Annotated in this window: 13 protein-coding genes; 6 read left to right on the top strand and 7 right to left on the bottom strand. The window is 35.8% G+C overall.

Annotated elements, in window-relative coordinates; genetic code table 11:
* The first annotated feature begins 16 nt into the window (after positions 1 to 16).
* The 3 genes from AC57BQ_RS21950 (at position 17) to AC57BQ_RS21940 (ending at position 3,603) form a co-directional block, all read left to right on the top strand.
* On the top strand, positions 17 to 823 hold the full coding sequence (locus AC57BQ_RS21950; protein WP_496408293.1) for a sensor histidine kinase: 807 nt from the start codon (positions 17 to 19) through the stop codon (positions 821 to 823).
* Positions 824 to 826: 3 nt separating this feature from the next.
* The gene (locus tag AC57BQ_RS21945) at positions 827 to 1,540 is read left to right on the top strand and encodes a response regulator (RefSeq protein WP_496408292.1); all 714 of its coding nucleotides are present in this window, start codon (positions 827 to 829) and stop codon (positions 1,538 to 1,540) included.
* 842 nt (positions 1,541 to 2,382) lie between these two features.
* Positions 2,383 to 3,603: a site-specific integrase gene (locus tag AC57BQ_RS21940; protein WP_496408291.1), complete on the top strand. Its 1,221-nt coding sequence runs from the start codon at positions 2,383 to 2,385 to the stop codon at positions 3,601 to 3,603.
* Between the two features lie 36 nt (positions 3,604 to 3,639).
* Here the strand turns inward: AC57BQ_RS21940 and AC57BQ_RS21935 are convergent, their stop codons facing one another.
* The 7 genes from AC57BQ_RS21935 to AC57BQ_RS21905 all read right to left on the bottom strand — a co-directional run bounded on the left by AC57BQ_RS21935 (position 3,640) and on the right by AC57BQ_RS21905 (position 12,594).
* The gene (locus tag AC57BQ_RS21935) at positions 3,640 to 4,839 is read right to left on the bottom strand and encodes an HNH endonuclease (protein WP_496408290.1); all 1,200 of its coding nucleotides are present in this window, start codon (positions 4,837 to 4,839) and stop codon (positions 3,640 to 3,642) included.
* Positions 4,840 to 4,858: 19 nt separating this feature from the next.
* Positions 4,859 to 5,932, bottom strand: a complete 1,074-nt coding sequence (locus AC57BQ_RS21930) for a hypothetical protein (protein ID WP_496408289.1) — start codon at positions 5,930 to 5,932, stop codon at positions 4,859 to 4,861.
* On the bottom strand, positions 5,929 to 7,815 hold the full coding sequence (locus tag AC57BQ_RS21925) for a restriction system-associated AAA family ATPase (RefSeq protein ID WP_496408288.1): 1,887 nt from the start codon (positions 7,813 to 7,815) through the stop codon (positions 5,929 to 5,931). The genes AC57BQ_RS21930 and AC57BQ_RS21925 overlap by 4 nt, the downstream gene beginning before the upstream one ends.
* Positions 7,812 to 9,497 carry a restriction endonuclease subunit S gene (locus AC57BQ_RS21920; RefSeq protein WP_496408287.1) on the bottom strand — a complete coding sequence of 562 codons (1,686 nt, stop codon included), beginning with the start codon at positions 9,495 to 9,497 and terminating at the stop codon, positions 7,812 to 7,814. The genes AC57BQ_RS21925 and AC57BQ_RS21920 overlap by 4 nt, the downstream gene beginning before the upstream one ends.
* On the bottom strand, positions 9,494 to 11,068 hold the full coding sequence (locus AC57BQ_RS21915) for a type I restriction-modification system subunit M (protein ID WP_496408286.1): 1,575 nt from the start codon (positions 11,066 to 11,068) through the stop codon (positions 9,494 to 9,496). Before AC57BQ_RS21915 ends, AC57BQ_RS21920 begins: the two co-directional genes overlap by 4 nt.
* 17 nt (positions 11,069 to 11,085) lie before the next feature.
* Positions 11,086 to 11,280: a helix-turn-helix transcriptional regulator gene (locus AC57BQ_RS21910; RefSeq protein ID WP_496408285.1), complete on the bottom strand. Its 195-nt coding sequence runs from the start codon at positions 11,278 to 11,280 to the stop codon at positions 11,086 to 11,088.
* Positions 11,281 to 11,766: 486 nt separating this feature from the next.
* On the bottom strand, positions 11,767 to 12,594 hold the full coding sequence (locus tag AC57BQ_RS21905; protein WP_496408284.1) for an alpha/beta fold hydrolase: 828 nt from the start codon (positions 12,592 to 12,594) through the stop codon (positions 11,767 to 11,769).
* Positions 12,595 to 12,806: 212 nt separating this feature from the next.
* Between AC57BQ_RS21905 and AC57BQ_RS21900 the strand changes: the two genes are divergently transcribed.
* The 3 genes from AC57BQ_RS21900 to AC57BQ_RS21890 all read left to right on the top strand — a co-directional run bounded on the left by AC57BQ_RS21900 (position 12,807) and on the right by AC57BQ_RS21890 (position 14,818).
* Positions 12,807 to 13,403: a Crp/Fnr family transcriptional regulator gene (locus AC57BQ_RS21900; RefSeq protein ID WP_496408283.1), complete on the top strand. Its 597-nt coding sequence runs from the start codon at positions 12,807 to 12,809 to the stop codon at positions 13,401 to 13,403.
* A gap of 149 nt (positions 13,404 to 13,552) precedes the next feature.
* Positions 13,553 to 14,347 carry an alpha/beta fold hydrolase gene (locus AC57BQ_RS21895; protein WP_496408282.1) on the top strand — a complete coding sequence of 265 codons (795 nt, stop codon included), beginning with the start codon at positions 13,553 to 13,555 and terminating at the stop codon, positions 14,345 to 14,347.
* A 51-nt stretch (positions 14,348 to 14,398) separates the two neighbouring features.
* The gene (locus tag AC57BQ_RS21890; RefSeq protein WP_496408281.1) at positions 14,399 to 14,818 is read left to right on the top strand and encodes an OsmC family protein; all 420 of its coding nucleotides are present in this window, start codon (positions 14,399 to 14,401) and stop codon (positions 14,816 to 14,818) included.
* Positions 14,819 to 15,028: the final 210 nt, after the last annotated feature.

Raw genomic sequence — 15,028 nt, 5'->3', positions numbered from 1 at the left:
ACTTAATTGCTTTTTTATGCAACAATCCATCTCACAGGAAGCAGCCTTGACTATAATAATATCTACGGTGTTATTGCTTCTCTTCGTTTGCTTGCTTACCTACTTTTTCTTTCAGCAGCAAAAAAAAAGGTTTTTGCACCAGCAGGAAGTTTTTGAACTCCGAGAATCGTTTAACCAAATTATATTGCAATCAAAGCTTGAAATTCAAGAACGGACATTAGATCATATTGCAAAAGAATTGCATGCTAATTTTAGTCATCTTGTATCGTTGATTAACATCAATCTCTCCGCTATTCTTGCTGAAAGCTCCGGTGACGTTAAGGAACATATCAGCGAGACAAAGCTGCTTTCAAAACAATTGATGAGTGAAATCAAAGCGCTAAGTGTATCTTTAAATTCTGACTATATTATGAAAGCCGGGTTTCATAAAACAATTGAGAATGAGTTACAGCATTTAGAGAAGACACGAAAATATCAAGTATTATATACGCAAAGTGGTGTGCCATATCGTCTGCCTTCAGGTCAGGAAATCGTTCTTTTTCGCCTATGTCAAGAGATATTAAATAATGTAGTTAAGCATTCACAAGCTAAAACAGTAGATGTAGTGCTTCAATATTCGGAAGTCTCACTCGCTATCCAGATTAAAGACGACGGAATTGGTTTCGATATTGAAACTGTAAAAGAACGAAGCATTGAAAGGGAAAGTACGGGGTTACTAAACATTGCAGGAAGGGCAAAACTTATTAACGCTACCCTTAATATTCAAAGCAGTCCAGGTAATGGGACCTTAGTTGAAGTTACTATTCCAATAGAAAATTTATAAACCATGTCATATCGCAAACCTCCAATAAAAATCGGACTAGTAGATGATCATAATCTTTTTCGTAAAGGATTAATCACGCTTATTAAACTTGCTGACAAAGAGAATTATCTGGTAGTACTTGAAGCAGAGAGTGGGAAAGATATGATGAAAAAAATTGATAAGAAGGCATTACCTGACATTTTGATATTGGATATTGATATGCCAGACATGGATGGTTTTGAAGCAATGGCGTGGCTCAAGATACACTATCCTCAAATTGCCGTTCTTGTAATTTCAATGGTAACAACAGAAGAAGCAATTGTCCGCATGCTGCGTTTAGGTGTTAAGGGATATCTATCAAAAGATATCGAAGTAGAAGATATTCATCAAGCTTTGCAGGCCATCAGTTCCAAGGGATATTACTATACAGATTTTGTTACCGGAAAGTTGATTGATTCTCTCCAAAGTGACCATTCCGAAAAGAATGAAAACGATGCAATGTCAGAGAATATCGTTTGGAAAAAACTTAACGAAAATGAGAGAAAATTCATCAAACTTGCCTGTTCTGATCTGACTTATGAAAAAATAGCTGAGAAGATGTTTTTAAGTCCAAAAACGGTAGACGGGTATAGAAGTGGAATCTTTAATAGATTCAATATTAAAAATCGCCCTGGACTGATTTTATTTGCACTCAAAAATCAACTATTCAAAATAGAGGAAATTGGCAGCGATTGTTGAGATAGTGAAACTCATAAGATATTGGCGGAGTAATTATAAGAGTTTATGACAGAAAGTTATGCCAAGGGCATTTTGGATCCCGATATCATCCATGCTTAAGTTGAGGGTGCTATTCCCATGGTCCTAACCGCTGCTACTATCCATGAAATTATCTAATTCCAGGATCAATGATTGCCGTTGGTGGAGGTACAATAGAGGATAATGCAAATGCCGGCGATATCGGTGAACCAGGCCTTCCACCTTTGCCCCTGCATTAACGGAGGCTTTGTTTTGCCTTACAGTACAGTAAAACTTATACGGAAATTTCCATTTGATATGGCAATAGTATAAAATTAAGGTATTGAAAAGGTTTGAGATATTAAAGAGGACGTTTGCTCAAATGCGATTTATTTTCATCGTATTTTATAAATCCTTACCTTTATAAATATTAAAGATTTGCATCAAAAAAGAAAAATAGTGAGTTGCTGGTGAGTTGAGACAGCGAAACACTATAAGATATTGAAAAAAAGACCAATAGGCGGTTCAAAATATTCCCCTACGGGCTACTGATAAATAACTTGCTGATTTTCAGCAAGTTATTTTCATTTTAGGCCTTCCGTGAAAAATCGAACCTAAATTTTTAGCTATAAAAACAGCCGTTTTAAGCATAAAATCGCCTCATTTTCCGGTATCATTAATCAAATCTTTCAAACACGCCCAAAATTTACTTGCGTCTTTTCTGACGTGTTTTTATTAAAAAAAGACGTCTCGATATCGTTGTAAACAACTGTAAGAAAGGTGTTTACAACGGTTGGGTTATAAATTACATCTTTCCGCATTAATTAACCCTAATTCATTATAAAATGCTGGAAAAAAGCTTCGGATTGTTTTACTTCTTAAAGCAACCAAAAACCTCAAAAAGACCTAACCACTATGTTTATTTAAGAATCACAGTGAATGGCATATGTCGTGATATTTCAATAAAGAGGAATTGGCAAACCGGTAGATGGGATCAATCTACTGGGCGTGCAGTTGGTACAAAGCTGGATGCTAAAAATCTAAATGCCTATATAGAAACCCTATCTGCCAAAGTTTATCAAGCCAAATTATCATTGATTGAAAATGACAAACAAATCACAGCAGAGTCTTTGAAAAACGCGATCACAGGCCAGGGAGATGAAACAAAGATGCTACTTCAACTTATTGTAAAACACAATAAAAAAATCGAAGCATTAATAGGTAATGGTTATTCTCTGGCCACTCTAAAACGATACCGGACTATTCATCAGCATACGAAAAACTTCATCAAGTGGAAGTATGGAACAGACGATTACAATATTAGTGACCTTAATTACGAGTTTGCAAGTGAATATGTTTTCTGGTTAAGAGCTTTCAAAAACTGCGCGAATAATTCAGTGATTAAATACTTTAGTAACCTAAAGAAGATAGTAATTGAGTGTGTAAGAAAAGGTTGGTTGAAGAGTGATCCATTTATAGAGCTTAGATTAATTAAGGATGATGTAGTGAGAGCTGCGATAACGAAAGATGAACTGAACAGAATTACTAATAAAACCTTTATTACGGACCGGCTAAATAATGTCAAGGACATCTTCTTATTTAGCTGTTACACTGGGCTTGCTTATGTTGACATTAGTAATCTGCGAAGATCGCAAATCATAAAGGGCATTGATGATATCCCGTGGATTAATATTCAAAGACAAAAAACCGGAACTCCTTCTCGATTGCCGCTATTACCTGTCGCTTTAGAAATCATGAATAAATACAAAGACCACCCTAAATGTATTGATGAGAACTATGTTCTGCCAGTTTTAACTAATCAAAAAATGAATGCCTATCTAAAAGAAATCGCAGACATCTGTGAAATTACAACGAACCTAACATTTCATATAGCGCGTCACACTTTTGCTACTACAATAACTTTAAATAATGGGGTACCTATCGAGACCGTATCTAAAATGCTTGGTCATAAATCCTTGCAGCAAACGCAGCATTACGCGAAGATTCTTGATAGTAAAGTTAGTGAGGATATGAATAAGCTAAAAGAAAAACTCTCCACGTTTTAAAGCTGTCCATAAGATGAGCGTTACCCAATGCTCATCTTATGGATGGTTACTAAGCATTTTAATTTTTTTAGCCAATTGGATTATTGTAAGATAATGTCCGTCAAATTTAGAATGTAGCATTCTATGGCAATTAGCACAAACCAATGCTAGGTCTTCTAATCTTGTTTCTCTTACTCCAGCTTCTCCTATTGGACTTAAATGATGACATTCAATAAAATTAGCGCCATATATTTGAGCAAAGGAAAATTTGCAAACCTCACAATGTAAAGCATTGTTTTTGATCGCCAACCTTTTTTTCTCTTTAACTATTTCGCGGTTTCTTTCTTTTACCAAGTGGGAAACAAGCCGCAATTCCCCTTCTGTCACAGAGAGTTCAGGATTGGATACCCCCAATTCATTAATTAACGCGGCAGTAACTGCGACTGATGGCTGTTCGGTTTGAATAAAATATGGAGAGAATCTTTGCCATATATCAAATCGCAGCTCATCAACATTACTGATCCGTTTAATGTTGTCAATCTTACAGGCATTCCCTTGTGTAACTCCACTTAATTTTAACAGGTTCCACAGGGTTGAGGAAACAGGAATAAAACTATTTCTATCCGTTTTTGCTATAATTCTAACTTTTCTACCATAACGAAAATTTGGTCGGGTTTCATCGTGAAGCTTGTCGTCTACTGGTGTTACCAAGTGGGTAAATGCCGGCGTACCATTTATTTTTTGATAAATCAATATTAACTCACCAACTGCCGGACTTAAAACATTTCCTTTATGATGGGTTGGGAAGTGTAAAATAAATTCGTCTTCGATTTGCTCTAAATAAGCTTGACCATCAATTGAATTGGTGACATTTTTGAACCAAACAATATCAGTAGGAGTATAAACTTTCGACACATTTTCAGCAACCTTTTTTACGGCTAATTTTTCTTCCTCATTGACATATATCTCCCATACTCCGTGAATAATAGGATCATATTTAACTACGCGACCTCTCCCAATTGTAAATAACAAATCGTACGGTGAGTTAGAGTTGGTTAACCGTGGTTTGCTATTTTCGGGATAGTGAATTCTTGAGTTATGATTTACAGTTAAAACCTGGATTTGATCGGTCACCGTCAGAGGATTAATAGAATCCCAATTTCTACTAATATAATTCTTAATGTCTGTATATGAAATTTCACCATTGAGATTGTCAACTGCTGATTTAATCATTTGCCATACATAAGGTTTTCTCATAAAATGGAACTATAAAGGATCATACGGCACTTAATTTGCTTTCAAATGCAGGTATAGAAAATAAGAAATTGAAATACACATACCGTAATATACCCAAAGGAGAAATTTCAATCATAAAGGATGAGTCTTCTTTCATTTCATTTTTAAATACCTTAAAATTGGTACCCTTGTTTAGCTCTCTTTTATACCTTATTTGAAGTTCTTCAAACCATTGCGTTTGATATATTTTTATATTTTCAGTGTATCGCCGTTTTATTTTAAAAATATCATCCCATGTTGTCAATCTTGCATCCGTTTTTCCAGCTAATTTTATTGCATATTCCCAATTAATGTCTGTGAGAAGCGTTTTCAAATTTTTGGCATTGTATTTTTCTTTGGGAATAATTACAATAGAGAGGTTACCGCTTTTATATTTCACATCGTAAGGATGTAACACTTTGCGTCTCTTGTTTTTTACATAAAGCGTATCATTATCTTTTTTTTCATCGCTATTGCATTCATGACATATAGGAAATAGGTTTTGGAAATTTATAGAGACAAAAGGATACATTGCTTTGGGAATGAAATGATCGTAAGCATTTCTATTAATACTCCCTGAAGGTTTTAGTTTGTTCAAACCACAAAAGGGACAAATCAGGGCTCGTTGATGAACTGGATTTACAAAAGCGGTGAAATGATTCAGTACTGTACCGAATTTTTTTTCAATCAAGATATTTTGCGGATAGTCTTCCCACAGCATGGTGAGGAAGTCTTTCAAGAGCTTACGAAACTCGTCATTTTTAATTTTGTCAAACTTAACGGCATTAAGTTTAATGTCCTTGCATAACTTTTGTACTTGGCAATTACTATAAAAGGCTGTTTTTATAACTTCCTTTTCGCTTGCCTTTAGTAAAAAATATTTCTCTGTAATCGCACTAAGATTTGACTTTAAAGAAACGGAAGACTTATTTACCAATTTTATAAAGTCGCTATTCAATAATATTTTCTCATCAAAACTCTTAGGGGCATGCTTGAATAATTGCTCGAAGAAATAAGCAATTTCTTTATGGAAGCCTTCAATAGAATATCGAAGATATTTGTAGGTATAGATCATTTTTTAGTATTTATTTCCTTTTCTACCTGTCGAATGAAACTATATAGATCGAATTTTTCTATTGATTCACCAAAGTCAATAAGGTAGTTCTTTACTTCATTAATCTTCTTTTGTATTCTTTCTGTTTTAGATTTAAGCCTACCTGAATTAAGCAGTTCCATAAATTCTCTGCGCCACTCATCCATATCGAAATTTGACAAATCCGAAATAGAAATTTTTCGGTCAAATATTTCTTGCAATAACAAGCCTACCGAAGCTCCATAAGTTTCAATTTTGGGATTGATGTAGGTAACCGTACCTTCAACTTTATCAAATTTGTATACGTCTTCTTTTTGGCTGTCGGAAATAACAAAAGGCGAGTGAGTGGTGATAATTATCTCTTGTCTTCGAACTGTTTCAGGAAGAGTAACGTTTTCCTTAATGGGTTTCCCCTTATTATCTTTAACAGTGTTACCATTAATATCCAGTTTTATTCTTTCTTTTGAAATGAAGGATTTAGCCGTAACATAATTCAGCATTTCTATCATTTTAGCTCTCCATTTGGGATTGAAATGCGTATCGGGTTCATCCATTAGAAAAAGACACCCTTCTTGTTCCATCATTAACACTGTGCCCACAACTTCGTTAAATTGGTGTTCACCATCAGATAAACCTTTGTAATAAATCTGTCGTTCCTTAGCCTCCTGGGTGCGTTTTGTAATCAGTATTTGTTCTAATCGAAATACTAGACGAGATGGATCACCTTTAGGAAGTTCATCTGAGAAATTAAAATGTTTATGTACTCGAAGCATTAAACCTCGCGTGTCTTTTCTTACAAGATGGAGGTTTAAAATATCTAGTTCATAAAAGACTTTGAAAAGATTAAAAGCGCTTGTAAAATGAAAGCGAAATGCCTCTTTTGTCGATTCTGTAACAAAGTAGTCAAGTACTAATAAGTCTTCTTTATTTTCTTGTCGTCTTGTCCAACTGGTTGCACAAAGTTTCAATTTTTGTAAATGAATCATCAACCTGTTGCTCACTGGAATCGCTTTTTTGTAAGCATCTACCAGGTTTATTGTGATCCGAAATGATTTGAGACCGCTTATATTTAGAACGTCCATTAAATACTCCAGCTTTTGACTTGATGCCAACAGCATGTTTGCAATAAAAATGGAAAAATTGTTACTGTAGTCCAGAAAATAAAGTCGATTTTCTTCCGCTATTTCGCTGGTATCTAATTGTTTATTGTCAGCAAATTCCTTGAAATAATGATATTTTATTTTGTAATAAGGATTGCTTAATAGCTCGTTCTGCCCCGAAGTATATGCAATGATTCTCTTAGGTAATAATAGATTTGTATTGTGATTTATTTCAACATTATTAGTGTCTTCTTTTTTTCTTAACGAATATACTGGAGTTTCACCTAATTGTTTGGTTATACGTATATGCAAATAGTTATCATTAAGAAGCTCTATACATCTGTTTTGCCACTCAGTTGTTATAACCTTTTCGATTTCATCATTAAATATCGATCTAAAATCGTCTCTAGAATATTGAGTTAGCGAAAGATTATTAGTAATATATAGTTCTGCTGCATTTTCTAATTCATTTTGGAAAAGAGAATATACTTTAGCACCGTCAGCGGGTAATAAATATTCTATTTCATAGCCAATATTTCTCCCTCGTTTTTCTGTGTTACTGACTGTAGAAAGATTACATATTTCGAGATGGTAAAATATTTCAGAGAACAATTCCAAAAAATTGGATTTGCCGCTGCCGTTAAGACCTGCAAAAACCTTCGTTGATAATCTGTCCTCTCGGTATGATTTATTAAACTCATACAGCTTATTGGCTGTGAGGCTACGAAATGGTTCTCCCAATATTTTTACAGATAAGATTTTCATGTTGTTTCGATGCTGAAATAAATGCCAGATATTTCGTCCTTTGAAAAATCCTTTATTAATTGTGCATCTTCATTGGTTAGAGTAATTTTAAAATCCTGATTATTTGCGTTGTAAAAATGTTGCTGTATTTTGAGAAAAGGCGTTTCTCCATTCAGTGCGTTGTATAAAAATTTCTTCAAATCCTCTTTTGAGGTGAGAGGTGGGTTCCTTTTAATCTCTTCAGAGGAATAATAATCCAGTTTATTAAAATGCTCCTTTAATAAAAATCGATGCAACATTTCGTTATTAAAATGGTATCCGACATACTTTGCTTTTATCCAATTGGCTTTTGTTTCTGCGGCAACGTCATCCCACGATAATTCTCCCTTCGCATGTTGCTCTGTTGCTTGTTTATAAGATTTTTTAATTTCTTTCGGTGCACTATCATTTAACGGTACTCCGACTTGCGGTACTTCAGCTGTACTTACATTTTTTTCCAAAAAAGCCACCAAATCATCCTTGTCAATAGGTATCCTACTTATATCCAATATTCCTTTAAAAGCAAGTTGGCATAGCGAAGCAAACATATTCTCCAATTCCAGTAAACTTTTTTTAAACTCAGCTCTAAGCTGCTCAGTTTTCTCTACTATTTCTGCAAATTTCCCTTGAACTGAAATCGAAGGTTTTATTATTTTATATTGAGAAAAGAAATTGGTTGGCACTCTTTTTTGTCCTGCTGAACCGACCATATTTTTTTCTGCTATCTTCCGAAATGAATTTTGCATCGTTAGATAATAGAGCCATTCAGCGGTCGAAATCCCTGGAATAGGTCTCAAAACATGAAACTCAGTCGTTCCAAAGCCAATGTTATTGATTAATTTTTTTGCAATTGCTCCTTTCCCATTTTCCATGCTTGGAGTAATTTTAGCAAAAACAACATCCTCGTTTCTAAAGTAAGTAAAGCCGTTCCAAACTTCACTTAACTTTTTTGAAACCAGTGTATCGATATCACCGCTGTCTGAAACACTTGCCATTGATACAAAGGATACTTGAGCGCTCTTATCTATATAACTGATCTCAGATTTTTTTGGATTAACTTCACATACTTGAGATAACGGCACTTTTTCCCCGTCCAATTGTCCGAAAAAATACAAGAAAGTATTTTTTATAAAATCATTCAGAAGGTTGATACTTTCCTTTCTTTGCAGTATCAACATTTCGATCTTGCTTAATACGCTCGATATGCGAATCTGATCTTCAATGCTTTCTGGAACAGGTATTTCAAATTTTTCAAAAACATTTTTGGATAGCTCTTTGAAGGTTGTACCTGTTCCCAAATAATCAATTCTTTTTGAGAAATATTTTAATGTATAATAAATATACAATGGGTAATAGCCTTCAAACAATTGTAAACTTTTAAATCCTTGATTGGTAGCTACATCAATATTGGCAATTGCGACTAATCCTATAGGGGCTCTGGACGTGAATAAAATACTGCCTTTGGGTAATATAGTTGTGGAACAAGCCTTAAGTCCAGGCCCAGTTATTTTTCGTTCTGTGTCATTCAAATAAGGAGTGTCAAGTTTATTAATTTCCCGAGGTGTTACCCAAGGAATATTACCATTCCAAAATTCACTGACATTGGTATCAGGAGTTGAACCGGAAACGATCTTACCTATGTCTTTTATCTTTAATAATCTCATTTGAAGAATGTTTCTATCTCTTTAATTTTCTTTTGTATATCGTTTTCCAACTCTGATATTTTCTTAATAATCAAACCTGGTTCTTGATAGACTACATCCTCATACACTTCAATTTTATATTTATTTATGCTTAAATCATATCCGTTACTAACTATTTCCTCCTTAGGTATTAGAAAGTGCTGTAATGTGCGGTCTGTATTTTTCTTTTTCTTATGATATTCTTTATAAATTGAATGCAAATCTCCAAAATCTCTTTCTCCATTTTTTAGTTTTATTTCAGCCCTTTTATCATCAAGAGTTCTTCCATCGCCTTTCATTTCATAAAACCAAACATTGTTGGTCTCGCCACCCTTTGTAAAAACAAGAATGGCAGTAGCCACGCCTGCATAAGGCCGAAACACTCCACTAGGCATACCAATTACAGCTTTCAGTTCACATTTATCGAGCAATATCTTTCGTATCTCAATAAAAGCTTTTCCGCTGCTAAATAATACGCCTTGCGGCACTACAACTCCAGCAGTTCCGCCTAAACGAAGCATTTTGTAAATTCTCTCCAAAAAGAGCAACTCACTTTTGGTTGTATTTAGGGTAAATGTTTCATTTAAATCTCCAGTATCTATGCTACCCGTAAACGGGGGGTTAGCCATTATTAAGTCATAGGTATTATCTTCGTTATAGTTTTTACTTAAAGTATCTTTATAATCAATTTGCGGCTTTGAAATACCATGCATCATTAAATTCATTAAGCCAATTCTTATCATTGTCGGATCAATATCAAAACCATAGAAAGTTTCTTCTTCTAAAGTTTTTCTAGCATTTTCGTCAACTAGCATGTCTGCTAATGTGCCGCGAATAAAACCGTTTTCATCCTTTTCAAGGTAGGGCTTACTGGTAAGTTGGGTAATAATATATTTATAGGCTCCTAATAAAAAACCCGCAGTTCCACTTGTTGGATCTGCAATCTTTTGGCCCAATTGTGGCTGAAGAAGTTCAGCCATTAACTCTATTATATGGGTTGGGGTTCTAAATTGACCATTTTTACCGGCCGAGTTCAGCTCACTTAATAAATATTCATAGAAATCTCCTTGTGCATCGATGAACCGATTCTCCGTCTGAAGGTCTTTATAAATCTCATCTATTGTACGAGTAGCTTCTTGTAATAATCTGCCACTTGGAATAAGAAAAGCTGCATTGGCCATGTGCTTTGTAAAGTAAGAGTTACTGTCATCTAACTCTTTTATAAAGGGAAAGACTTTTGTTTGCATATGAATAAGCATTTCATCTGATGGCAAACTTGTAAAGTTACTCCACCGTAAATCTTCCTTATCGACTGCATTTTCTTCTTTAGTTTTGTCCACTCCTGGTGGAAAATATTTGCCGTTGAAAATGGACATATATTTTTCACCTAAAAAATCAGCATTGCTAAGTTTTCTTTGATCATTATCATCCAATTGTTTCATAAAAAGCAGATAAGTAATCTGCTCAATAGCGTTTAACGGATTGGATATTCCTCCACTCCAAAACCTATTCCATAATTCGCGTACTTTATTTTTTAATGAGTCTGTAATCATTCTAATTATATCTTAAATTATCTTTTGCTTGGGACCAGTAAATCTCTGATATCTATATTTAAAATTTTTGCTATTTTATTCAATACCTCAAGACTTGGCTGCCTTCGGTTTTTAGCGTAGGAATTAACCATGTTATAACTTTTGCCAAGTTCTTCAGCCAACCAAGTTTGTTTGATTCCTTTTTCTTCCAACACTTCTTTGATGCGGTTCATTATGTAACTTTATCAGGGGGTAAATGTATAGTATTAGCGGAAGAATATATCACAATGTGAGATGTTTTTATGCAAGATAATAATCACTTTCGTTCAAGTGAGTTATAGAAGCAATAGCAAATGATGGTCATATCGTTGTTTTGATGCTGGAAATTATTCTTTCTATTCGTCTTCGACCAGTAAAAAACAATCAGACAATTTGTATCTTTGTATTGATATGGAAATGCAATTGCTCTTGAACATGATGTAAGATTGTGACGCAGGCAAAAGGCTTTCGATAATGCAAAAAGGTTCTTTAGTTAAAAGTATTAGACTGGTTGCGTCATTCGTGGCACCCGGTTTAAGATAAAAAGCAAGTGGTTGATATACAGCGCCTTATTCGTAAGGTTCATATCCCCTACGGGCTACAAAGCCGCTTTACGAAAGTAAAGCGGCTTTTTTGTTGGGCTTGTTTGACCAATTTAGGTTATTGAATGTCCAGCTATATTAATGTCCTATTTTAGTTAACAATATTGCCACTGAATCTGGTTTTGCTAAGAATGCAGAGTGGCTTGTGTTTAATTGATATACTGTTTTTACGCCGGCTGTAGCAATCATGCGGTTTTGCAAGGCTGGCGATACCACGTGATCTTGCAAGGTTTTGATGTAAACCTTCTCAACAGAACCGAAATTGGCAGCAGTCAATGTCACTGGATTCGTAAATGGAATTGCTGGTTCAGGACGGTAATTTTGTAAAACAAGATTTTGTACCTGAGCAGAACCATCCTGGATAAAGACATTCACAATCTGATCGTGTAGTACATCAAGGGTTCCGTTAGCATTTTGCGTAAGTATGGGAACTTTATTAACTGAGTCACCAAGTGCTGAGCCGGCATCGGTACCAGCAAGAGCAAGTAAGGATTGGCCGGAAGATGGCAGATAGGCTGCGAGATAGACAAGTTTTTCAATTTTTGAAGGATTTTGCTCGGCAACAGCAGAAATAATCATACCGCCCAAACTATGGCCTACCAGGATAACTTTGCCGTTTATCTTTGACATAGCATCAAGCACTTTGTCCCTGTATGTGTTTAAGGTTAATGTTGAAGGAACAGTATTATCGCTGCCGTGGCCCGGGAGTTCTACAACAGTCACATTGTTGCCTTCATTAATAAGTTTGGCTTTTACCGCGTCCCATACATAAGGAGCCTGCCATGCACCGTGTACCAGTACATAATTTTTAGCAAGTGGTTTTACTTCATCATTCTTTTTTGAACAAGATGAAAACATAATAGTGGCTGTAGCTACAGAAAGTAAGATTATTATAAGTTTTTTCATGATTTGAGATGCCTAATTGTTTAGGACATGACAAACATCCGATTATGCGCCCTGGATAAGTTTAACCCAGGTTAAAATCGAAAAATAGTAGAAAGTCGCAAAAACGGGTATCTTATAAAGCAACCAACACAACAATTAATCAGTAATAATGATATCTATTGACCACGACGCGTCTTCGTATTCGATATTATTAAAATTGATATTTTTATAGCATGTTAGAGAACCAAACAGAAATAGATTTACTCCGAACGATTTTAGGATCTGCCGGTATGAAACCGGAAGCATTTGACTTATCATTGCCTCACTGGAAATTAAAACAGTATAAAAAAGGTGAGTTTTATAACGAGTATAAAAATGTTTGTAAGCACCTCGGGTTTGTTATCAACGGCGTGTTTAGGATCTATCGGGTAAATAACGATACAGGTGAAGAAAAGAATATGCTGTTTTTTACTGATCACCAATTTGTAGCATCTTATAAAAGCTTTTTAGCCCAGACAGCTTGTGATTATTATACTGAAGCGATGGTTGATTCGCTAATATTATATATACATATCGATCACCTGAATGAACTTTATGCGCAATCACACCCGTGGGAACGGTTTGGAAGGATAGTTGCCGAAACGGCTTTTCACGAGGTTATGGTTAATACCGAAGGCTTCTTATTTAAAACGCCGGAAGACCGTTACCGGGAAATGATGGAAAAACATCCGAATATTTTTAATGCGGTACCACTTTATCATATCGCCTCTTATCTGGGCATCCAGGGGCCATCGCTAAGCCGTATTCGTAAAAGAATGGTTGGAAGATAAAACTCGTTAACCAGCCATCAGGTTCTGAATTGTTAAAATCCTCTAAAAAACTTTTTTTAGAGGATTTTCGATTTTAACCTGGGTTAAACTTATTGCAGCGGCATAGCCCGATGTTTGTCATGTCCTAAACAATTAGGCATTAAACAAACATGAAAACAGCAATAATAATGATGGCAATGAGCGTATTAGGTTTTACTGCACAAGCCCAAAAAGCAACCAACAAAAATTCTAAAACTATTGTACTTGTTCACGGAGCCTGGTCAGATGCCTCTTCATGGGATGCAGTAACCCCTTTATTAAAGGCCCAGGGTGAAGAAGTGATCAATGTTAACCTTGCAGGTCACGGAAAAGATACTACCTCATTTGCCGGTATCACCTTTCAGACTTATGTTGACCAGGTAAAAGCAGCTATCGGCACGCGTACTAATGTAATTTTGGTGGGACATAGTTTTGCCGGACTGGTGATCAGCCAGGTAGCTGAAGAAGTTCCCGCACAAATTAAAGAACTGATCTTCCTTGCAGCAGCGCTTCCACATGATGGCGACAGCCTTTTAGGACTTGCAAAAGGGGATCCGGCTTCTCATATCGGAAAATCCCTTACTATCGATCAGGAGCACGGTGCAGCAATCATCGCGAAAGATGCCGTAGCCGATATCTTTGCTGCCGATGCACCTCAGCAAGTTCAGGAATATATCGCCGCTAACATTAAACCAGAGCCGCTGGCACCCCTTGCCACACCAGTTCACCTGACTGAGAAATTTTTTGGTAGCATTAAGAAAGTCTATATCCATACGGTTAATGACCATGCGATCAGCTATCCTGCACAACAATATATGGTAAAAAACAGTAAAGTAGCTAAAGTATATACTCTGCCAAGCAGCCACACACCATTCATTTCTATGCCGGATAAACTGGCTGCAATCCTTATCGCTGAAAGCAAATAACAAATCTGTAAACATCAAACAATAAATTTTTAACTCATAAATCAAAATATCATGAAACGTATAGCAAAAGCACATTGGAACGGTACTTTACAAGAAGGCACAGGAGAAATCAGCACACAAAGCACTGTGCTTAATCAAACACAATATTCATTTAAGACCCGCTTTGCCGATGGCATCGGCACTAACCCTGAAGAACTGATCGCCGCCGCACATGCAGGTTGTTTTTCTATGGCCCTTAGCGCAACATTAGCACATCACAACATCACTGCAGGCGACATTTTTACTACAGCAACAGTAGATCTTGATATGCAGGCATTAAGCATTACAGGTATTCATTTGGATTTACAGGCCAGTGTAATTGAAGGTGTAGATGAAGCAACATTTACTGAAATTGCTGAAGGCGCAAAGGCGCATTGCATTGTCTCCAAAGCATTAAGCGTTCCAATCACATTAAGCGTTGTTTACGCTTAACCTAATCTGAAGCATCAGGTACATGCTATCCTAAACTCATCGGCGTTTCCGGTGAGTTTTTTGTTTTGACAATTGCCAAAACAATCGGCCTTTAAACCCTATTGAGTGGTCAATGTATCGTCATTGATCGCCGACGCAAGCCCTAAATCATTCTCAAAAAAGTTCAGGCTTTGTAAGTTATCGGCTACTGAGCCGCTTTACGAAAGTAGA

Source organism: Mucilaginibacter sp. BGA-UO-ETr-C110, assembly GCF_059567985.1.
Note: the sequence above shows the minus strand (reverse complement) of the source record. Positions and strands in the feature narration are given on the sequence as shown.

Excerpts from the sequence above, each read along its gene's own strand:
- AC57BQ_RS21900 (WP_496408283.1), top strand. The coding sequence starts at position 12,807 with ATGTTAGAGAACCAAACAGAAATAGATTTACTCCGAACGATTTTAGGA.
- AC57BQ_RS21895 (WP_496408282.1), top strand. The coding sequence starts at position 13,553 with ATGAAAACAGCAATAATAATGATGGCAATGAGCGTATTAGGTTTTACT.
- AC57BQ_RS21925 (WP_496408288.1), bottom strand. The coding sequence starts at position 7,815 with ATGAAAATCTTATCTGTAAAAATATTGGGAGAACCATTTCGTAGCCTC.
- AC57BQ_RS21910 (WP_496408285.1), bottom strand. The coding sequence starts at position 11,280 with ATGAACCGCATCAAAGAAGTGTTGGAAGAAAAAGGAATCAAACAAACT.
- AC57BQ_RS21920 (WP_496408287.1), bottom strand. The coding sequence starts at position 9,497 with ATGAGATTATTAAAGATAAAAGACATAGGTAAGATCGTTTCCGGTTCA.
- AC57BQ_RS21935 (WP_496408290.1), bottom strand. The coding sequence starts at position 4,839 with ATGAGAAAACCTTATGTATGGCAAATGATTAAATCAGCAGTTGACAAT.
- AC57BQ_RS21940 (WP_496408291.1), top strand. The coding sequence starts at position 2,383 with ATGCTGGAAAAAAGCTTCGGATTGTTTTACTTCTTAAAGCAACCAAAA.
- AC57BQ_RS21905 (WP_496408284.1), bottom strand. The coding sequence starts at position 12,594 with ATGAAAAAACTTATAATAATCTTACTTTCTGTAGCTACAGCCACTATT.
- AC57BQ_RS21930 (WP_496408289.1), bottom strand. The coding sequence starts at position 5,932 with ATGATCTATACCTACAAATATCTTCGATATTCTATTGAAGGCTTCCAT.
- AC57BQ_RS21915 (WP_496408286.1), bottom strand. The coding sequence starts at position 11,068 with ATGATTACAGACTCATTAAAAAATAAAGTACGCGAATTATGGAATAGG.
- AC57BQ_RS21945 (WP_496408292.1), top strand. The coding sequence starts at position 827 with ATGTCATATCGCAAACCTCCAATAAAAATCGGACTAGTAGATGATCAT.
- AC57BQ_RS21950 (WP_496408293.1), top strand. The coding sequence starts at position 17 with ATGCAACAATCCATCTCACAGGAAGCAGCCTTGACTATAATAATATCT.
- AC57BQ_RS21890 (WP_496408281.1), top strand. The coding sequence starts at position 14,399 with ATGAAACGTATAGCAAAAGCACATTGGAACGGTACTTTACAAGAAGGC.